At 39.8% G+C, this 19,191-nt stretch carries 29 protein-coding genes and 1 pseudogene; 8 read left to right on the top strand and 22 right to left on the bottom strand.

The genetic code is table 11. From position 1 onward, the window contains the following. From MST17_RS05840 to MST17_RS05745, 20 genes are all read right to left on the bottom strand, one after another. Complete coding sequence (locus MST17_RS05840) at positions 1-384, bottom strand: hypothetical protein (RefSeq protein ID WP_078193411.1); 384 nt, start codon at positions 382-384, stop codon at positions 1-3. Continuing rightward, positions 384-1,358, bottom strand: coding sequence for a hypothetical protein (locus MST17_RS05835; RefSeq protein WP_180026374.1), 975 nt, complete (start codon positions 1,356-1,358; stop codon positions 384-386). The genes MST17_RS05840 and MST17_RS05835 overlap by 1 nt, the downstream gene beginning before the upstream one ends. Positions 1,359-1,412: 54 nt before the next feature. Next, a complete protein-coding gene (locus MST17_RS05830; protein ID WP_180026375.1) occupies positions 1,413-2,615 on the bottom strand; it encodes a phage minor head protein in 1,203 nt (400 codons plus the stop codon). Further along, the gene (locus MST17_RS05825) at positions 2,593-2,940 is read right to left on the bottom strand and encodes a hypothetical protein (protein WP_180026376.1); all 348 of its coding nucleotides are present in this window, start codon (positions 2,938-2,940) and stop codon (positions 2,593-2,595) included. The genes MST17_RS05830 and MST17_RS05825 overlap by 23 nt, the downstream gene beginning before the upstream one ends. Further along, complete coding sequence (locus tag MST17_RS05820) at positions 2,940-4,424, bottom strand: DUF935 family protein (protein ID WP_180026377.1); 1,485 nt, start codon at positions 4,422-4,424, stop codon at positions 2,940-2,942. The genes MST17_RS05825 and MST17_RS05820 overlap by 1 nt, the downstream gene beginning before the upstream one ends. 9 nt (positions 4,425-4,433) lie before the next feature. Further along, the gene (gene terL / locus MST17_RS05815; protein ID WP_180026378.1) at positions 4,434-5,990 is read right to left on the bottom strand and encodes a phage terminase large subunit; all 1,557 of its coding nucleotides are present in this window, start codon (positions 5,988-5,990) and stop codon (positions 4,434-4,436) included. Next, complete coding sequence (locus MST17_RS05810; RefSeq protein ID WP_180026379.1) at positions 5,968-6,450, bottom strand: DUF2280 domain-containing protein; 483 nt, start codon at positions 6,448-6,450, stop codon at positions 5,968-5,970. The genes terL and MST17_RS05810 overlap by 23 nt, the downstream gene beginning before the upstream one ends. Positions 6,451-6,496: 46 nt before the next feature. Continuing rightward, positions 6,497-7,144 carry a putative metallopeptidase gene (locus MST17_RS05805; RefSeq protein ID WP_111884564.1) on the bottom strand — a complete coding sequence of 216 codons (648 nt, stop codon included), beginning with the start codon at positions 7,142-7,144 and terminating at the stop codon, positions 6,497-6,499. Then, complete coding sequence (locus MST17_RS05800; RefSeq protein WP_171521958.1) at positions 7,141-7,311, bottom strand: hypothetical protein; 171 nt, start codon at positions 7,309-7,311, stop codon at positions 7,141-7,143. Before MST17_RS05800 ends, MST17_RS05805 begins: the two co-directional genes overlap by 4 nt. 909 nt (positions 7,312-8,220) lie before the next feature. Beyond that, a complete protein-coding gene (locus tag MST17_RS05795; RefSeq protein WP_180026380.1) occupies positions 8,221-8,979 on the bottom strand; it encodes a hypothetical protein in 759 nt (252 codons plus the stop codon). A gap of 48 nt (positions 8,980-9,027) precedes the next feature. Beyond that, the gene (locus tag MST17_RS05790; RefSeq protein WP_180007954.1) at positions 9,028-9,426 is read right to left on the bottom strand and encodes an antiterminator Q family protein; all 399 of its coding nucleotides are present in this window, start codon (positions 9,424-9,426) and stop codon (positions 9,028-9,030) included. Further along, positions 9,423-9,833: a hypothetical protein gene (locus MST17_RS05785; RefSeq protein ID WP_180026381.1), complete on the bottom strand. Its 411-nt coding sequence runs from the start codon at positions 9,831-9,833 to the stop codon at positions 9,423-9,425. The genes MST17_RS05790 and MST17_RS05785 overlap by 4 nt, the downstream gene beginning before the upstream one ends. After that, positions 9,833-10,075, bottom strand: coding sequence for a hypothetical protein (locus MST17_RS05780; protein ID WP_078190839.1), 243 nt, complete (start codon positions 10,073-10,075; stop codon positions 9,833-9,835). Before MST17_RS05780 ends, MST17_RS05785 begins: the two co-directional genes overlap by 1 nt. Then, positions 10,072-10,815: an ATP-binding protein gene (locus MST17_RS05775; protein ID WP_180026382.1), complete on the bottom strand. Its 744-nt coding sequence runs from the start codon at positions 10,813-10,815 to the stop codon at positions 10,072-10,074. Before MST17_RS05775 ends, MST17_RS05780 begins: the two co-directional genes overlap by 4 nt. Further along, positions 10,812-11,690 carry a hypothetical protein gene (locus MST17_RS05770; protein WP_180026383.1) on the bottom strand — a complete coding sequence of 293 codons (879 nt, stop codon included), beginning with the start codon at positions 11,688-11,690 and terminating at the stop codon, positions 10,812-10,814. Before MST17_RS05770 ends, MST17_RS05775 begins: the two co-directional genes overlap by 4 nt. Continuing rightward, positions 11,687-12,043, bottom strand: coding sequence for a hypothetical protein (locus tag MST17_RS05765; protein ID WP_180026384.1), 357 nt, complete (start codon positions 12,041-12,043; stop codon positions 11,687-11,689). The genes MST17_RS05770 and MST17_RS05765 overlap by 4 nt, the downstream gene beginning before the upstream one ends. Beyond that, complete coding sequence (locus MST17_RS05760; protein WP_180026385.1) at positions 12,040-12,345, bottom strand: hypothetical protein; 306 nt, start codon at positions 12,343-12,345, stop codon at positions 12,040-12,042. The genes MST17_RS05765 and MST17_RS05760 overlap by 4 nt, the downstream gene beginning before the upstream one ends. Further along, positions 12,342-12,599 (bottom strand): hypothetical protein, encoded by a 258-nt coding sequence (locus MST17_RS05755; protein ID WP_257224002.1) that lies wholly within the window; start codon positions 12,597-12,599, stop codon positions 12,342-12,344. Before MST17_RS05755 ends, MST17_RS05760 begins: the two co-directional genes overlap by 4 nt. A 46-nt stretch (positions 12,600-12,645) precedes the next feature. Next, complete coding sequence (locus MST17_RS05750; protein ID WP_180026386.1) at positions 12,646-13,146, bottom strand: phage regulatory CII family protein; 501 nt, start codon at positions 13,144-13,146, stop codon at positions 12,646-12,648. A 57-nt stretch (positions 13,147-13,203) separates the two neighbouring features. Beyond that, positions 13,204-13,452, bottom strand: a complete 249-nt coding sequence (locus MST17_RS05745; RefSeq protein WP_168377695.1) for a helix-turn-helix domain-containing protein — start codon at positions 13,450-13,452, stop codon at positions 13,204-13,206. 116 nt (positions 13,453-13,568) lie between these two features. On the opposite strand from MST17_RS05745, the gene MST17_RS05740 reads away from it, so the two are divergent. The 5 genes from MST17_RS05740 to MST17_RS05720 all read left to right on the top strand — a co-directional run bounded on the left by MST17_RS05740 (position 13,569) and on the right by MST17_RS05720 (position 15,960). Beyond that, complete coding sequence (locus MST17_RS05740) at positions 13,569-14,273, top strand: LexA family transcriptional regulator (protein WP_168377696.1); 705 nt, start codon at positions 13,569-13,571, stop codon at positions 14,271-14,273. 2 nt (positions 14,274-14,275) lie between these two features. Continuing rightward, on the top strand, positions 14,276-14,500 hold the full coding sequence (locus tag MST17_RS05735) for a KTSC domain-containing protein (RefSeq protein ID WP_180026387.1): 225 nt from the start codon (positions 14,276-14,278) through the stop codon (positions 14,498-14,500). Between the two features lie 101 nt (positions 14,501-14,601). Continuing rightward, positions 14,602-15,105 (top strand): hypothetical protein, encoded by a 504-nt coding sequence (locus tag MST17_RS05730; protein WP_180026388.1) that lies wholly within the window; start codon positions 14,602-14,604, stop codon positions 15,103-15,105. Then, positions 15,102-15,653, top strand: coding sequence for a helix-turn-helix domain-containing protein (locus MST17_RS05725; RefSeq protein ID WP_180026389.1), 552 nt, complete (start codon positions 15,102-15,104; stop codon positions 15,651-15,653). Before MST17_RS05730 ends, MST17_RS05725 begins: the two co-directional genes overlap by 4 nt. Then, positions 15,646-15,960 carry a hypothetical protein gene (locus MST17_RS05720; protein WP_180026390.1) on the top strand — a complete coding sequence of 105 codons (315 nt, stop codon included), beginning with the start codon at positions 15,646-15,648 and terminating at the stop codon, positions 15,958-15,960. Before MST17_RS05725 ends, MST17_RS05720 begins: the two co-directional genes overlap by 8 nt. A 54-nt stretch (positions 15,961-16,014) precedes the next feature. On the opposite strand, the gene MST17_RS05715 is transcribed toward MST17_RS05720, so the two are convergent. Next, a complete protein-coding gene (locus MST17_RS05715) occupies positions 16,015-16,716 on the bottom strand; it encodes a hypothetical protein (RefSeq protein WP_115736954.1) in 702 nt (233 codons plus the stop codon). A 174-nt stretch (positions 16,717-16,890) separates the two neighbouring features. On the opposite strand from MST17_RS05715, the gene MST17_RS05710 reads away from it, so the two are divergent. The 3 genes and pseudogenes from MST17_RS05710 to MST17_RS05700 all read left to right on the top strand — a co-directional run bounded on the left by MST17_RS05710 (position 16,891) and on the right by MST17_RS05700 (position 18,738). Then, on the top strand, positions 16,891-17,226 hold the full coding sequence (locus tag MST17_RS05710; RefSeq protein ID WP_180026391.1) for a hypothetical protein: 336 nt from the start codon (positions 16,891-16,893) through the stop codon (positions 17,224-17,226). A 297-nt stretch (positions 17,227-17,523) separates the two neighbouring features. Beyond that, positions 17,524-18,471 (top strand): annotated as a pseudogene (locus MST17_RS05705) (diguanylate cyclase). Between the two features lie 75 nt (positions 18,472-18,546). Continuing rightward, positions 18,547-18,738 (top strand): hypothetical protein, encoded by a 192-nt coding sequence (locus tag MST17_RS05700; RefSeq protein ID WP_180026392.1) that lies wholly within the window; start codon positions 18,547-18,549, stop codon positions 18,736-18,738. Here MST17_RS05700 and MST17_RS05695 read toward each other — a convergent pair. Beyond that, positions 18,716-19,066 (bottom strand): hypothetical protein, encoded by a 351-nt coding sequence (locus tag MST17_RS05695; protein ID WP_168377704.1) that lies wholly within the window; start codon positions 19,064-19,066, stop codon positions 18,716-18,718. The genes MST17_RS05700 and MST17_RS05695 overlap by 23 nt on opposite strands. Positions 19,067-19,191 lie beyond the last annotated feature (125 nt).

Genomic DNA, 19,191 nt, shown 5'->3' with positions numbered 1-19,191 from the left:
TTATTTCCCCACGACTTTACGAAGTTCAATTTTGTTAATTAAGGCCTGGGCACGTACCGCATCATATTGGGCTTCCGTTAACGGCGTACCATTCACGGTTACCACAGCAATATCAAAAGCACCCTGTACGTAAATTGGCATTTCCAGGCCATTGGCCGCATGGTACGTAGCCTGCTCCACAGTCATATCTGTATTGGCAATGGCATTCCAATCACCAACTACACCTTCTGTTACCACGGGGTGATCTGCGAGGTTGTTTGTAGCCACCTTCAACAAATCACCGCGTTTATATGCAGTCGCCGTTTTTACTTTGGCGTTTTCCGTACGAACGCCATCACCGACTACAAGCTGTGTAGTCGTGATTGTTTGAGTAATGGTTCCCATTAATTTTTTGCTCCTTGTTGCGCTGTAGCAAATTGGTTAAACGCATGATCTAAGGCTGTACCTTGCTGATCGCCTTGGCCTTGTTGCCCACTTTGATTGCTATTCGCTTGATGAGTGAATAAGTGTGCAAATGCTGGATTTACACCCGGTGCTGGCTGTTGTTGCTGAACAGCTGATTGCTGATTACCTGCAGAGAATTGCTTCAATTGTTGTGACATGAATGCGAATGCAGCATCATCCATTTCCGTATAGGATTTCTTTTCTTCAGCACTGAATTGCTTATTCATTGCTGCTTCTAAGCCTTTGATGTCTTCTTCACGCTTATCGGCTTTGAATTTTTTAAGTTCGGCTTGTGCAGCATCGCGTTCTTGCTCTGCCTTTTCACGAGCAGCTTTTTCTTTTTCAAGTTCGGTCACGTCGGTGTCCTCTTTGGTTGGGTTAGGGTTAGCTTTGCCTGAGAAGGCTTTAATTGAGGTATTGCGATCGGCACCAGTCGAGCAGATCGTGAACTCACGAATGCGGTTTTGACGGAAGATTGTGATAGGACCTTCAAATACTTGACCATTCACAGTGACTGTCTTGCCTTGCGAGACTTCTTCAATAGATCCAGGATCAATCATCATTGACATCTGGAATGGAAAGCCATCATCAGAGTCCTGAACAATTTCCTGCGCCTTAGCATTCGTAAGAAAATCGCCTGAAACATCAATCTTTCCGTTTGTATCTACTGTCTGAACAACACCAATTCGACTTGAGCTAAAGTGTTCTTCAAGTAAGGCTGCTGGCTTATCAATCTCAATCCCATCAAGATCAAAGACCACACCAGAACGGCCCCAATACCAATGACCATCTACACGGCCACCTGCATAAGCAGTGCCTTTAAATTTTCGTTTTTGCCCCTCTTCAGCCTTCGGGACTTCAATAGCTGCAGCATTGAATAGATACTTCAATCGCTCTTCATTTGGATCTGGCATTTTCATGCTCCATAAAAAAACCGCCCTTTCGGACGGTCTCTAGTTAATTTCAATTTAATTTACCAATGCCTTCAGTGTATAAACCATCACCCCTTCAACCATCTCCATCGAAACAACTTCAAATGAGACTCCCAAAGGTAGCAAGACACCTTCACCGGCATTCAACTGATCAAGATCAATCCCCAGGCCTTTGGCATTCTCAATCTGAATCATGATGTTTGACTGACCTGCCAAAAGCATTGGTGCATCCAAAGTCACCACCTTGCCTACTTCGAGTGAAGCTGCGTAAGCCAGTGTGGTTGTGCCGGTAATAACGCCTGAGGTGTTTTTAGCTACAGCATGAATCGCTCCTATATCCTGAACCAACCATTGCTTAAGCACTTGGTCAGCCTTAGAAATAGCTTTGCCATTCAAATAACCTGTAATGGCCTGGTCATTGCCTTGCACATAGTCCAAGAAAGTACGAATAGCACTTGGTCGAATCGATGGATCTAATGGAATAACGGTTTTGGCCACCGTATCGAATAGGTCCCGAGTCTTATCATCCATAGGAGCAAATAGGCTCGTAAGCTTTTTCGATGCAGTCCATTCAGCTTTGATGACTTCCTTCTGCTCGAGGAGGTATTCCTTATCTAGCACTGACACATTGATCTTTTTATCAACCAATGCTTCCAAATCACCAAACTGCAAAGGATGCGATGACCAGTCCAATGCCTCAGCAACTTCCGGCAACTTGTCATCCGGTGTAATACCGTATTTGAGCGCCTGAGCCTCTGTGAGAGCTATTACAGTACATCTGCAACGAAAGCCTAGTGGCGGGTAATGCGTTAGCCAAAATGGATGATCAATTGGCAATACAATACGATTCAAAGCTAAATGTGCGGGACGTACGCGACTATCATCGATAGCCGAATACATCAAGTAAGGTCGTTTTTCTTTATTCCTTTGCTGTTGCTGCCATCGTCCATGACCATAAGCACTTTGAATGTTGGTACGAAACACTGTATCCAAATAGTGCTTTGGCAGAATGATTTCAGACTCAACAATGAGCTTTTGGAAATCGTTAAACGTACCTCCATTGGCCAATGTTTTATTCAGTGACTTAATCACTGTCTCAACTTGCTCTAGACTTGATAGAAAGCTCACAGTTGTCGCCATCTGCCGAGTCTTTAAGTCCATTGAGTAAAATTCATCAGGTAGCACAATCTTTTTGTCATGCGCGTACTGAAGCGCCTCAAGGAACGTGACTGGTTGCATATAAACACCCCACAATCCCTACTATTAAACCCAACACAAAGTAAATGGCGGCATGGTAAAACCATAGGTGAATAATTTTAAATTCAGAATCATCCAGAGCAATCAAAGGGGGTGGCGGCACAAAATCAGGAATAGCCTCAATACTATTTCTTTTAGAGTAAAGAGGATTTTCACGTAAATCCTTTTCCATAGCCGCTTTAAAATCCTCATGCTCGATCGCAGTCATGGGGGTAGCATAAATAGCTTTTTTGCAACTACATGGCGAGTAGCCATTACCATTTCGGCCATTAAAGCCACGGCGACACGAATCACATTTCTTATTCATCACTCCCCCCCCTGTGCTGTTGCGTACCCCAATACATCTGCAGCATATAAAGCCTGATCTAAATTGGCTTTAAACTGAGACTCAGATACAGACGGTATCAACTGCATTAAATTGAATGCTAGGCCTTCAGGACTATCAGATTCCACAACAAGCTGCTTTATCTGCTCATTACTTAAAAGCTGCAAGTCTGCTTGACCATCGGTTAATTCCTCAACTTCTAGCTGTTCAGCTGAAAGTTTATTGGCCTGGGCTTTAAAGCTAAATGCACGTTTAGGTATAGCTGAGAATTGGTTGAAGCTAGTAGATACCTGCTCAATCACATCACCATCTTCCAGACCATACTCACGTTTGAAGTATTGTGGGGTTAGTACTGCACCAGCATTTTTTAACTTCACGTCACGGTCTGCTTTAGGCTCTTCCAGTGACTTCTCTTCACCAATGATAACCCGGTGACGCTCCCAGCCATTGATATCACATAGCGCATTAATAATGGCTTGGATCGTAGGCATAATCATTCGCACGTCGGCTTTATACTTCGCATTCTGTACTTCTAGATGAACATCCCCTAAAGCCCTTGAGCCTGCTCCATCAGTTCCACTTGTCAATGTCTGACCTAATATGACTTTCTGTATGCGACGTTCAAGATTCTTGTCAAATACTTCAAATGTTTGAGAAGCATTGCCATTGGTATTGGCAGTTTGGATTTCAACTGAATCTGTACCGCTTAGAGCAATAACCGAGCTAGCATGAGCTTTGAGTAGTGCGTCACGCATATCTGTAGTCTTGCCAGCAGTTTTACCAACCAGCATTGGCAAACCAAATTTTTCTACAAACTTTGCCCAGAATTTGAAGCCCGATGTTTTAAAGAACCACACCCAATACAGTCGACTTAATAAAGCCTCGCCTAATGGATTTTCATAAGTAGATTTGCAACGTGTTAGAAAGTGCTTAAACCGTTGGTCAACTTCCTGATCTTGCCGAGTTGCGTTGTAATTGGCGAGCAATAATAAACGTCCATCATTTTTCGGCTCATACCATTGCATTGGTTTTTCACCAATCCACTTTAACCCAATAAATGGTGTAATTGTATCGCCATCAATATGCAAGCTCGGCTCCTCAGGCTTTGTATAAATGGCTTCTAATACTGAATACCCATACCAGCGAGCATTCTGTGCACCAAGTAGAATCTCTGACCACCATTCACGCAAATGCTCCATGATGATTTTAGATTCAGGTCGATCCATTGGTTCTACACGCCATGCCGCGCTCTCAAGTTTATCTTGGCGTTTTTCAATTGCCTGATAAATCTCATCGTCATACATCATGACTTTTAGGCGTGGACGAGTAACACCAGCTTTTCGTAGCACCTCATCACCGTCAGGCATTTTGGTTAGATAGCTGATTAAAGCCTGTTCAGCCTCATGAGAATAAAGTGCACCAGACTCCGGCTTTTTATTCTCAGGATTTTTTCTTTTCTTAGCCATAAATAAAACCTATGCAGCCGGAGGGCTGTAATTAATTGCGATTACTGCGTCTTCAATTGCATCGATCAAAGTATCAACTTGGTCGTCATGGTCATGAGTAAATGCAGCATTAAAGGCCTCACACTCCTCAAAGAATGCCCCAACCCAGTGTGCATCCTTAGGTACCATCACAAAGCGATCTTCCGGCTTATCTTTATAGTTCGCTTCAAGGTGGACTTGTACATCCATGAAACGGGATAGCTTGTCTGTATTACGCTGTACTGGTATGACAGCAACACCGGAGTATGTCCCTAGAGTTTGGATTAGCTGAGTACCAGAGGCCTTGTCTTCTACTTTCATATAGCGAATAGGCTTGGTTTCCCATGTATATTCCTTATGCTTGTCGAGGAAAGCTTTCGCCTGACGGTTAAGTTCTGGTGCTTCCCATTTTCCACGCAATAGATCCAATAGGTATAGCTTTCCATCAATACCCAGGCCAACAAGTAAAAATACTGAGTAATCGTTGTGCTCTTTGGTTTTTTGAGCTGTATCTACAAGGACTGCACGCCACTGAAGCGTAGGGATTTCTTTATAGAACCCAAACCACTCTGACTTGATTAAATCCCCGCCCAATTTCTTAGGTTGTTGCATGTATTGGCTGCTGAAGGTGTAACGTGAGACGGTTGCACCTTCCTTATCCTTACCACCCTTCTCTAACTGAAGTAGCGATTGTAAGGATTCCTTTTTAGGCCAATAGCTTTGACGGCCTTGCTCATCACACTCAACATCTCGCGGTACAAGCTTTTGGATATGTTCTGGCAAGGTTGCAATGTATTCATCATCTATCAGTGCTGGGATAGATATCTGAGTCCATTCACCAGGTAGATTTCCAGTCATTACAAAGTTAGTCGGATCTTCAGTGTGGAGTCGCTGCATAATCATGATGATCGGCGTATCAGACTTCGCTTTACGTGAGTTCACCGTGTTCAACAATTTACGGTTCGCCGCGTCCCGCTTAATCTTACTAAAGGCATCTTCAGGCTTTAATGGGTCATCAATGGTGATACAACCAGTAAAACCATCATCAGCCAATGTGCCAGCACGACGACCTGTAACTTGACCACCCATTGAAGCTACGTACACATGACCAACATCGTAGTCCTCAACTGTGATCTTCCATTCTTTCTTGGAGTCTGTGCTATTCGATACATTCAGATCCCACATGCTACGAAAGTCTTTTGACTTAACAATATCCCTAGCCACATCAGAAACACCTTCAACTAAGGATTGGGAGAAAGATAAGTAGAGGAATCGTGAACGTGCATTTAATGCCAGGCCGCGTGGAATCAAATTAGTCATGAGTTCTGTTTTACCTGCACCAGGTGGAACATTAATCACAACGTTGGCTATTTCACCAGCAATGACTTGGTCGATAATCCATGAAATATAGACGTGGTGCCAATTTACGGTGAATTTAAAGCCCATGCGTGGCTTAAAGAAACGCCGTGTGAAAAACAAATGTTCACGTTCGCATTTCTCACGTTCGATCTTTATCTCAAGCGGTCTAGTATTTACTTTCGAGCTCATCTAACACCTGCTTCACTAATTCAGGGCTAGCATCCACGTAGGTAACATTTTCGCTTTGTAATGGTCCACCACCTGCGCCAGTCAATTCTGTTTTATTGGTGTACTTGCCACCGACATCTTCAGCCACCTGTTTAAGGATGGTCAGCTGTAAAATCGGATTACGTTTGTTCTGTGGGTTATTCAGCAAGTTCTCATAATGACGTAAGCGCACGGCGAGATTCGCCAAGGGCATTTCATCTGTGTTTTTACGGAACTGCTCTCGGGTTTTATAAAATTCGTCAGCTAGTGCTTTACTGAGGTTTTGCCCTGTCCGTTTGGTCGGGTCGTATGCTTCACACTGCTGACGTGAAATAGTGATGCCAAACTCTTGTTGGACAAGCTCAAGGGTTTCAGTAGGTGTATTCCACTGCGCTAAGCTACGCACGATAAAGAGTTTGTGCTTTTGATTTAGCGTTGCCATTGCTCTTTATCCGTCCAACTTCGTCCAACTCAATGGACAAAAAAATTTAAACGACCTTCAGAAAGCAAGTACCGCACGCATGGTAAATATCGGCTCTTGAAATTTCAGGTCGCTGTTTCGCTGCATCAATCATGGTTTGAACTTCTTCGCTTGCACCATAACGGCGTACCACACCAGTGAATTCCTCCACGTCATGCCCTTTGATCTCAAGCTTTGGTAAACCTGTTTCACGGTTAAATTGTGGGATACCCCATTCATCACGCTTATGTGCAATGTGGTAAAGCTCATGCTCAACCAGTGCACAAAAGGCAATATCATTCGCCACTTGGGCAAATTTGGCATCAACGGTAATGAGGTATTCAGGAACTTGACCGAACCATTGCTCAAATTGTTCTTCTTGGCGTGCTTTCTTCCATCCACCCACATTGATCATGACTTTCTCAGCTTGACCAACGACAAAGCGCCCCTGTTTGATAAATCCGCCGTTTGCCCACATCACGGCGATCTGTGGCCAGTAAAATGAGTCCAGGTGAATATGATCAGGGTTAAATACTTCAGAATGTTCATTTAGGAATACAGCTTTAATCCATGCCCACAGTTCTGGTGCTGGGATAAAGTTAGGCGTATCTAAATCGAATATTTCTTTTGGTGGGTATGGTCGAACTGGTATGGCTTGTCCGACTTCATTGCTCATTGCAGTACGTTCCGTAAGTTTCGGATGCGCTCCTTAAGCTCAATCATGATTTCATCTATCGCAATCATTTGATGCCGCTTAAGCCCAGATCTACTGAGATTCTGATATTTAGACAGCTCAGCACTGCAAAATTCTAAGTCTTGTTTCGCTTGTACTTTGTCTGTCATGGGTACCACCAATAAGAAAAGAAAAACCCCTCAACATCTAGAATGCGAGGGGCTTTGCGTGCCGTAATACGTTCGGCAATTTTCAATCAAAAAAAATGCCCACATCATTGGGGATGATGTAGGCGAAACTTAAAATCCAAAATATGGAGGTTTTCAATAATTGATAAAATAGCATGTATTTTATTTGAGATCTAACTCATTTTAAAAATAAACTATTAATTACTAAGTGATTTTAATTATTAAATTAAATTAAGTCACTTTATCTCTTTCAGACAACTACGACAAACCTTTATTTCATCACCATCAATCGTGTGGTCAATCTCCGTCACGCCATGAAAGCCAAATAAGCATTTTAAAAATTGGAGCATGTGGATCTCCTAAATTAGGTGGCGGTAATCAATTTAAAAACCACTAGAAATTAATAGGAACCGCCATAGGTGCCCTGATATTGCTTACACAAAAAACATTTCTCAGGGCATTAAAGCCCTTAACGTGGGCTAACCGCTACTCACTAAATCCACACATACCCAAGTGAGCTATGGATTGTGCTATCTAGATTTCGATTCAGTCATTATTTGGGGAGTCACCCCATTTCTTAAGGTTTTACTCTGAGGCTCACTCAGTGCGTGACGAAATCGCACTGGATTCAAACCACTTATGCGGCTGGTTTCTGCATCACACCGTTTGTGCTTTTAGCTGAGAGAATTTACTCACAGCGTCACAAATCCAAGTTACCAATCGGTTGACGTTATTTCATAGGATTACCAATGATTCAGGTTTATAGGAAATTTCAGGCATTAAAAAAGCCCACCGTTTGGCGAGCTTTTAAATCAACTTAGTGCTTTAGATACACTTCAGTCACTATAAAGGAAATATGCCATTTTGCTGCGCGCAATGCAACACTCTTTTTTATTTGTTAAATTCACTTGATATCATTTTATCAAGGTTAACATCTGTCCGAGCACCCAATTCCTTTCGCAGTAAATGCGTTATATTCAAAACTTCACTATTTAGTGTATTAGTTAGTAAATCAAGTTTTGGCTTAAAATTATCAATCTTAATATCCAACTCACTTTCTTTTTGCTCAATAAGGATAATACACTCTTCACTTAATTTAAGTTGCTCGTCAAAATATTTAAGTATTAACTCAACTTTACTTGTTATACCTCCCTCTATTTTTATTCTCTCTAGAACATTTGAGGCTTCTTCAAACCTATCCATATACTTTTTATGTCTTTCAGATAAAGTCTGTACCTCTTCAGCTATGTCTTTCAATTCTTCAACTTCAATAGCAATTGAGTTTATTTTTTCTTCAAATAACTTTAAGAACTTAAAAATTTCCTCTTTCGTCTCAGTTTCGCAGATAAATATTGTTTTATCTATTTCTCTACCGAATTGTATTAACGCCTGGTGATATTTAGGAATATTTTTCGGGATATTAAATAGAAGTAAGTAAAGAGATGTAGTTAGCTCTGAATATGATTCAGCCAAATGCAAATAAACATTTTTTCTAGTCTCCGCCAATCTTGCAACTTTTTGAAGATGCAGGGCTGTTCGCCATGATGCAAACACACTTCCAGCAAGAGCACATCCACCTATAATTGCTGCCCAAATAGTGCCCATTTTCTGTATTTCTGCAGCTACAATTGTGGCCTTTACTGCATTCATTTCGTCTATCATTTAGATGAGACCCCCTCTTATAAAGGGGATAATATCTCATACAATTTCACAAATTGCTTCAAGTCTGCTATCAAGCCAACACTCCGCTGCTAATAAGTATTTATCGATATTACGACGGTCAACACTAGTTTTAGATGCTAGAACTGCAACCGGATATCCTTTCAAATAGTAAAAATCAATCCACTGAAACAAATCAGGCCGTGAAAACTTCAACTGCGTCACCAGATGATCAATAGCAATCAAAGCCTCATCATCCAATACCACTTGCACACCCAAAGACTTCACACCCTCTTTTAAGCGCATCAAGCCATAGGTAGGTGATGTATAGGTCAATTCACTTGGATTGTATGAAGCATGACGGGCCCACTTGCCCCATTGCGCTAGTTCATTTTGCATCATACGAACTGTTGGCTTTATTTCTGTTACTTCATTCATCCCAAATCCCCTACCATTTTCTCAATCTGCTGAATTGCTAAACCTGACTTCACTTGCTCTGTACTAAACCGTATAACTTGATAACCCAACATAGTTGCCGCGTTATATTTCTCCATATCACCGATATATCCTTTACCCCTTGTATGCCTACCATTCGTCCAGATACCACCTTCAACTTCAATCAGAATCATTCTTCCCTTTAGGTGGAAATCAGCCCTCCATTTACGACTCGGGTGAAACTTAAATTCCTGTTCGAAATCTATCCTTAATGCTTTAAGCTCCAGCGCAAATTTCGCCTCAAACTCATTGGGTACCTTTTGACTTTTAACCTTAGGTCTTTTGGAGCTTCGTTTAGATTTCGGAGCTCCAATCATTTGTTTGTATTCAGCAATTGAGTAGCTAGTCACTACTTCACCCCAAATAACTGCTTTGTTTTGTTAGTAGCGGTATAAGCACGTTCTACTTGCTTGCCATTACTCTGCAGATACCCAGCTTCTACAAGTTTCTTAAGATGTAAATTTAATTGGCAACGCCCCCAATCAGTCACGTTTTCCTCAAGCTCTAAAGCAGTCACCTCACCAGTAGAAAATGCGATGTATACAAGTACGTTTTTAATCTCTTCAAATTTTTTAACGTATGACGTATTCATGCTGCACCGCCTGTTCGCTGATCTTCCCAATTGCATTCCACTGTGACCAAGCCATCATGTTGAAACCGCGACCAAAGACGATCACCCAAATCCTTTTGCAACTCAGCCATGGTCATGTTTGAAATCAGCATGGTTGGCTTTGCTGCGTCATAACGCGCATATAAAACTTTATGCACAAGTTGCAATCGGTTTTCGTGCCGGTCATGCAAGCCGTACTCATCAAGAATTAACAGGTCATATTCAGTGAATCGGTGAATTGCATTAGATTCGTTGTCATCAGCTTTTTTCCATGCATTGGCAATTTCGTTACCCATGTCTTCAGATGTGATGTAACGAGCGTACTTACGACTCTCAAGGACATTTCTAGCAACGGCACACGCTAGATGTGTTTTACCTGTACCAGTACGGCCAACCATGATTAAATTACGTTTGATGTCTTTCTTGAAATCACTGGTAAACGACATACATTGCTGCTTTGCATTCATCTGTCCGTTATTGCTAATTACATAGTCTCTAAAGCCATTGTTTGCATGACGAGCCGGTAACTTAGCTCCTTCAAAATGCTTTTCACGAACCATGCGATTTACCTCAATCTCGTGGTCCTGATGGGCTTTATTCAATATTTCAGTTGCACATTGCTTGCAAATTGCAGTACGACCAACTAAGACTTTTTGAGCTCGGTGTGTTTCACAGTATTCAGAACTCAACTGGATCTGCGCATTTAAAATTGAGGCGTTCATAGCAGTCCTCCACAGTCGATATCACTTGCAGGTGCATACTGCTGTACTTCACCCCAAGCATCATTTACGTTTCGAGAATTTTGTTTTTCAGTGGTATGGTTTTTCGTTTTTGTTGCTTCACGCTCAGCTTTGGCCAATTGTTTTTCAAATTCCTGAAAAATCCATTGTGCAAACTTGCGAAGTTTTTGGTTGTTCGTGATCTGGTGATTATTTTCGTGGTGAGCGTTGAAGTTCCCAAGATGGAATTGAAAATCTGCCATGCCTAGAATTTCAGAAACTCGTTGAGAGTATTTTGTGGTTTTCAAAGCGAATGCCAGCTGCTCAAGATCTGGTGTCCAAGAATCCACATTTTGATTTTCTGCTTGCGCGTTACTGTGTGTGTTTATATCTGTAGTATTCTTTGTTGTATTCTCTGTAGTAACGAATTGCGCATCCGTATCTCCGCGGATTGCGCTTTCGTATTCCCCCGAATTGCGGATTCGTCGTTCGGGAAATGCATCATCCGCAGTTCGGGAATTACTCTCTTTTTCCATGTTAATTTGATCGGAATTTATGCAGTCCTCAAACCATGAATCGAACGCTTGAATGTTTAATTTGAAGTATAATTTATGCTCTAAACGCTTCTCTGTTTCACTCAAAATACCTAAATTTTTAAGCAGTGCGCGCGCGGTTGCTTGCTGTCTATATGTTAGACCCGTCTCCATCAACCATTCTTCAGATGTCTTGTATACCCCCAATTCATTGTCTGTTTTATCGTGCCAGTAAATAAGCTGACTTAGAAAAATACCAGCCAAAGGGTTACCAAGGTGAATACCAAGCTGTGGGAAGTACGCAATCGCTCTACCAAGCCCTTTTAATGTTGAATAATGACTCACTTAGCACACTCCAATTTGACCAGGCCACGTTTCTCCAACTGGCGTATAATTCGAGGCTCTACAAATTCGTTGTTTATCTTGTATCGGATACGTGACTTTTCTTTGACCTGAACAAGCTTCTCGCCATTTTGCATTTGTCGACGAATAGAAATAGCTCGCCCCCCCATTTGGGTGGTGTGCTCCAAGATGTAATATGATTCTTGAGCTTCAATAGCAGCGTTCATTTGGGACAATGGCATCGCCGCCAATTCTTTTGCTGAATATATTTTTACTGGATCAAGCAAAGGAATAATCGATTCAATCGGTGCTGGAGCCTGAGCGTTTTTCGCTTCTCTTTTTGCTGAATATCTCATTTCCCCTCACCCTCATTAATCTGTATAAAACGTCCAAACATCAAAATCATTTCTGAACGTAGTAAGCTTGAGATAATTTCACCGGCATACCAGGCCGAGATCCGATGTTCATTGGTGAGCATTTCGATAAACTCATCACGTGTGACTGCAGCATTGGCTTCATCACGATTGATCTTGCGTAAGTTGGCCTTTCGGATATCCAATAAACCATTAAGCGTGCGTAGCGCTGGGTTATACCAACTCTGAACGCCTTGCAGGTGTTTATGCTCAGGCTGCTTTTTAATTGCCTTGTTGGTGATCATGGAACCTCCGCAAGCGCTTGTTCAGCAGCAGTCAAACGACGTTTAGCCAAGACTTCAGCAACCGTTGCCGGACGCACTAAATGGCTCAGCGCAAAGTTGTGATTTCCATCCAGTAGTACGCCATCACCCTGTACTTTATGTACAGTCATTAGATGGCCTGGTTTGATTGGGTCTGTGAAGACCACGACGTCGCCATTGAGGAACCCATCGTTTGCCATGTCTTTGTTTTGTGGTATATTTGGTTTCATATTCATTTGTGATTTGCCTCTCTGAGTGAATTTAAAAGCCTGAGATCTGACCTCAGGCTTTTTCTATTTCTAAATTTGATGTGTATTTTTTCATTTGCTTAAGCGCAGCCTGATCTACTGCTGCAATCAATTCTGTTAAGCCCTGCGTTAACTGGTGAATTTCTTCATATTCCGCAGGTGTAATAACGCCATCCTCATAAGCCTCATACACAACATGGTTTGCTTTGCCGCTTTTAATGTTGTGTAGCATCATTGCCTCAAAAATTGATAACTCATGATGTTTGCTTGAATCACAACCGACTGGCACAAGCGCATAACCCAACTGATGTGCCCATACGCGTAAAATTTCAGGATTTTGCGTATACATGATGATGGTCTCGAGCTTTTTTAAACTCGGTAAATGGTTTGGCATGCCTACGTTTCCGTAGTTGCAAATCGTGTTATGTGAATCACCAGTAACTTGAGCGATTTCTTTTGGTGAAATCCCCTTGGTCTGATTAATCATTTTAAAAATTGCCGTCTGCGCTTCACGGCTTAGTGTTATTTCTTGCATTGTGAAATCCTTGTTTTATTTCACGTTTATTTAAAACATTGACCGAGTGATAATTGGTTAAGCAGGGATAGGTTGATTTCTCAAATAATCAAAATCGGCCTCAGGGCAAAGTGAATCGCAAGAAACTTTACCTTTACTTGCTTTATCAATACGAATAGCTAAAGGCGCGCCACATTTCTTGTTCACATAGATAATCTGCTGAAGATTTCCAACAGTTGTTAAACATTCTTTTGCGAATTCTTCTCGTGCAGCAGGAGTTAGTTCTGAGAGGTAATTTTTGAGTAGATCAACATTTGAGGAAGACATAAAAATCTCCTTATTTAATTTATTTAGTAAATACTAATTTTAATCACTAAACATGTCAACAAAACTTTAGTTTTTACGAATTTACTTTTTACTAAAAACTATGTGAAATACTAAATATGGATAAAATTGCATTAAGACGCAAAAATTTGCGCACAGCTATCGATGCTGCCAATAAAAAGTTGGGGTTTAAGTCAGATAACTCTTTTTGTGAGCACTTTGATTTGAATGCTAGCCACATCTCTCAGCTCATTAACGGGCATGGGAGTTTTGGGGAGCGAGCAGCAAGGAATCTTGAGAAAAAAGTAGGATGGATCGAGGGTCTTCTTGATGAAGAATTAGTTAGCTCAGGTGGTCTTGAAGGCAAATTACAAGAAAGCAATGTTTCTCCAATAGACACTCCTTTACAAGCTATTCCCTTGCTTGATTATGTTCAAGCCGGGCTGTTTCACGAAGTTGGGTATGATGGTTTGAACCCATTAGGCATCAGTTGGACCACCTATAATAGTGCACGTCCCGAATGTGTATTTTCCCTAAAGGTTGAGGGAGAAAGCATGTCTCCTGAATTCCAACCTGGTGATGAGATTGTGGTGGATGGTTCGCTTGAAGCAAAGCCCGGCTCTCTTGTTATTGCACAAGAGGTTAAGCATGGTGAAGCAAGAACTACTTTTAAAAAATATCGTGTAATTGGCATTAATGAATTTGGCGTTGATATTATCGAGCTTGTTCCACTAAACCCAGACTTTCCAATACTTAATTCAAATCAAATTGAAATATCGATTATTGGCGTTGTTGTTGCACACAATAGAAAGTTTAAATATTAAGCATGCAAAGAGTTGATGTAAATTCCAGAAATATCAGTCACCTGCTCTACCAACACTTCTTATTGACGGTGGTGTTAAAGACTGGCGAGAGGTTTATTTATAAGCTCCTTGAAGCCAGCACGTTTAAAGATTTTGTTAACTCAAAAGATAGAGATAAATTTTATAAAACTCATATAGAAGCGAATAAGAAATTTAAGCGGATTCAGCTTTTATCTAGTTGGGATTAGCTGTTATATGCGGCTTTTGGAATTAAGTAGATTTTCAAAAAATTTACGATATTAATCTAAATCATATTGATATTAGTTAACTTATAAGGTAACTTTCGCTCATGATAGACCCTTATTTTTTTAAGTGGGATCAAATAGGTTTTCCGAAAAACCTACATAGTATTGTGCTGCCTGAAAATATAAAGGTTTATATGCTTTCGTCATCACGTAATAAAAATGACGTATTTTTATATCGTGATAGAGCAGAGTTTGCTTTAAGTAGTGCGCGCGATGATTCTGATGTAATTCGTTTATTTACTCAACTAGCTTCAAAATTAGAGCAGTGTTTTATTATGAATGAAATATTCGATTTTTATGATTCTAGTGAGATACATCGTGCTCATACTACTAAAATTGATGGAAAAGATACGCCAGTCTACCGAATAAGAAAAGCGAGCATTCGTTTATATTTGGTATTGATAGGCGATGTAATGGTCTTGTTTAGATTAGCACCTAAGCGAAAGGATAAAATTGATGCCTCAGAAAAATCTGTTATTGATGAGCGCGTCAAAGCAATTTTTAAATACCCTATTGAATCGCATGATTTTTTAGTGAGGTTATTATGAGCATAGTATCAATAATTGGTGATAAGTATGATGTTGATATGTCTATCGTTAAGATGGAACAAGTCGCATCTCAACTTGTAGGCTTGCTTCGCCATCACAAAATTTCACGTTCTGAATTGGCTCAAAAACTCGGTTGGTCCAAAGGACGCGTAACAAAGGTTTTATCTGGTGATGTGAATCTTACTATCAAAACAATCACAACTATTACCCATGAACTTGGCTATGATTTCGATATAGTCTTTCATAATAAAAATTATGAAAGACCAAAACAGCCATGGCAAATAGATCGTGATAAAACTCTGCCTAGTCCTGTACTATCACATCAAAATATTGAAGCAGTTAATGTGGTTTTTCAGCTAGAAACTGGCGATCAAGTTGTTGAAGCGGTTTTAGCCGGTAAAGAAAAAGACTTATATGTAAGTATTTCTCAACTTGATAAGCATATATCTTCCTCCCCTGTTTCTATCGCACCGCAAATCACCTCCAATCCTAAACCAATCAATATTACATATTTTAAACAGGACATGAAGGCTGCATATCATGAGTAAAGAAAAAGCAAAGATCGTTCAGGAAAAGACAGAGGTATTAACTGTTTTGAATCCTAATCTACAACCTATCTATGCAGATCATATTTTACAAGTAGCTATGGAGACTAATGGCCTAAAGCTAGTGCTTGGCTATAGAGTGAATAATGAGGTGGTTAATAATGCTACTGTAGTTATGCCTATGAATGTTGTTTTAGGACTACAAGATGCCTTGAATGCTTTTTTTTCGAACCCAGAACTTCAAAGAGCTATTGTTGAGAGCGCGGAAAACTCTACCAAAACTTTAAAAGAAAGGTTCAAGCAAGATTGATTTAATATCCTTCTCAACCCACCACCACGGTGGGTTTTTTGCCATTTTTCAAATTTAATCTAAAAATGAATATGCTTGTTCTAATCCATTTTGATCACCGTGATCACGCATATATTCTATATTGTTTTCTTCAATACCATCAGGGTTACCTCTCACATAACCACCTACTTCCGTTCCATCACTGCGCGTATATCCTTCTACTGAATGGTAACCAGAATTTGAGGAAGAATAGTGATATGACTCATCAGAGTAAGACTCATCATCCTCATATTCAACAACTTCGTCATAGTCTTCTTCATAATAGTCATCCTCTACATATTCAATCTGTTCCTTCTTCTCAGTAATATCAACTTTGATATCATTTGCTTGTAAATTTTTATCCTCTTTTAATTCTTTCAACTTGTCTTCTATCCATACAATTAATGGCTTTTTAAAATTATCAACACTTACATCTGACCATTTATTGTTTTTATTGTATAGAAATGAGAAGAAAAATAAAAAATAGAATAAATATATTGATAAAAAAATAATAAGTAAAAAAATCTTTAACCAATATATTTTATTATATCTAAATGCTAAGAAGTAATAACAGATAAGACATGATGCCAGCAAAATTGCACTAAAAAAATTAAATAAGCTCAGTGTAAGACCATCCAAAAATACAAAAAATGGTAGAAAAATAAGAGTAACTAAAATATAGAAATCGTTATTATATGTACTACTATTTCCGTCAGAGAGCATAAGTTCTTCTAGCATTATCAAGGACAACACAAGATATTGTTTTTAAAAAATTTAATCAATGCTATTGGATGATTTATTATCGTGTTTGACGATAAATTTTCACAACCTAGCCACCCCACTCCAAGTGGTGATTTTTCTTTTATCAATTTCCGCTTATAATTCACTCACCAATAACAACAAAACCAAACCATGAAAACAAAGATATTCACTACCCTACTTCTAACTCTTTCAATTACCGGCTGCCAAAAGGAAACAGATGAAGATGTAGATCCGATTGCCACCGCTACAGCTTTTGAGAACTCAGACAATATTCTTAGCAAATATCTGGAAAAGTTAGATTCAGAGTTCACCACTCAAGATGTGCGGGTAAAGATCTTATGCAGAGACTATCCGCGTGAGTATGAAAAAAACTATATGCCTAACTTGTTGAAGCTATCACCAGGTGAATACTCTGAAGCTGTGCTTTTGGCTGATATGGATTTGGTTTTGGATCACTACAAAGAGAAAGATGCTATTCAGTGCTAAAGCTTTCTTACTTCTGAAATATTAAATCTTTATATTGGACTTAAGACCTCTCATGACCAGGTCTGTAATAACTAAGTAAAGCATCACTAACCCGGCTCTATGTCGGGTTTCCTTTTGTGTTGTAGTTTTTTAAAAACTCCTCTCTAACTTATGGAATATTCAGCAATTTGGGTTAAAGTGAATTAAATTTTCGAATAATTGGTAAGCTAATCACTTTCAAATTGCAATGAATAATTTTGTAATTTAGAAGTTATGGTTTTGTTGCTCCTCTCTTTGTACAAACAGCGAGTTCACTTAATGGATAATATTAGCTTTAAGAACTTTGAAGAAGCAGGTCAAGCTATTTTAAATTTCTTATCTCAACGCTTTGGCTTCAAGTTATGGATGATTACGCGTACGGAGGGTGATGACTGGATCGTGCTACTAAGTGAAGATAATGGCTATAACGTTAAGCCAGGGCAAGTGTTTCATTGGGCAGACTCCTTCTGCTGGCACATGGTACAAAATAATGCACCTCGCATTGCCCCTTACTCGCCCGACGTTCAAGTTTATACAGATGCACCAATAAATAAACTTGTCACTATTAAGGCCTATATCGGTCAACCTCTTTTAAAAGAAGATGGTTCCTTGTTTGGCACTCTTTGTGCAATTGATCCCGAACCTCAGTCTAAAGTCCTTGTTGAGGATGCTCCATTGTTTGATCTTATAGGAAAGGTGCTTAGTTACACGATTCAAGCTGAATTAAGAGCAACCGAACACATACGTAAAGCTGAACGCTTTGAAATGGAAGCATTGTCTGATCCAATGACTGGACTTTATAACCGTCGTGCTTGGGATTGATTAGTTGAGTTAGAAGAAGAACGGTGTAAGCGATATGGTCACCCTACTGCTGTGCTTATGATTGACCTAAATGATCTAAAGATCACTAATGACAATCTAGGACATGCTGCTGGTGATGATCTGATCAAAAGAATGGCTGTAACTTTAAAAGGCATAGTACGTAGCAATGATATTATTGCTCGCTTGGGTGGTGATGAATTTGCTGTACTTAGTATCGAAACTAATCTTCAGAATGCCGAGAAGCTTGTAACAAGAATTCAAAATGCTTTTGCGAAAGCTGAAGTTAGTGCGGCAATTGGTCTTGCAATGCGAAATCCAACATATGGTCTATCAGCAGCTATCATAGAGGCAGATGAAAAAATGTATCAGGATAAAGTCTTAATTAAATCTATTAATAATGATTGATAAAAAGCCTCATACCCGAGCGGCTCTTGGATCGGGTTGCTTATAATTAACGGTCAAAATATACCTGATTCAGAAATGAAATATCTTTCAAAAGACTCCCTTGAGTCGATTCAAAAAATTGCACCTAACGCTTTTCTTTTTGACCTAAACAAATCAGCCCATGCACTTGCAGCAGTTCAAGAGTATGTTGGAAAAATAACAAACACCTACCATATCTTTTATTTTAAAGACGGAGTTGATGTGTTTAAGTTCCCTGTTGAGCGTTAAAGCTTTCTCTTGCTTTCTTTTGATCTTTCAGCATCTCAGAGATCAAGAAATCATGAATCTGGTTTGCTGTATCGATAATTAAATTAGCGTCTGTAAGACCTTGAAGCATTAAGCGATCAACCATATCCTTGCGCCAGTTTGATAAAGCCCTTTCATCCTGTGTGGCTTTATCAAACAATCCACTTTCTCCGATAAAATTTAAGAGCTTATCAGTAACACTAATCAGCACCTCTGCGTCTGTAATACCATTAAAAATTAAACTATTAACCATATGAGCACGCGGATCATGCTGCAGGCTTTCTACTGCCAAGTAATTTAGCTTATCCATAATAAACTCCAAACAACCCACCACAGCGGTGGGTTTTCTTTTGTCTATATTATCATTTACTAAATATTTTACTAATTTTATTTAGGGAAACTATTGACTAATTATTTAGTAAATACTAAATTACA

The sequence above is a fragment of the Acinetobacter sp. YH16056_T genome (assembly GCF_024605895.1).
Lineage (GTDB): Bacteria > Pseudomonadota > Gammaproteobacteria > Pseudomonadales > Moraxellaceae > Acinetobacter > Acinetobacter amyesii.
Note: the sequence above shows the minus strand (reverse complement) of the source record. Positions and strands in the feature narration are given on the sequence as shown.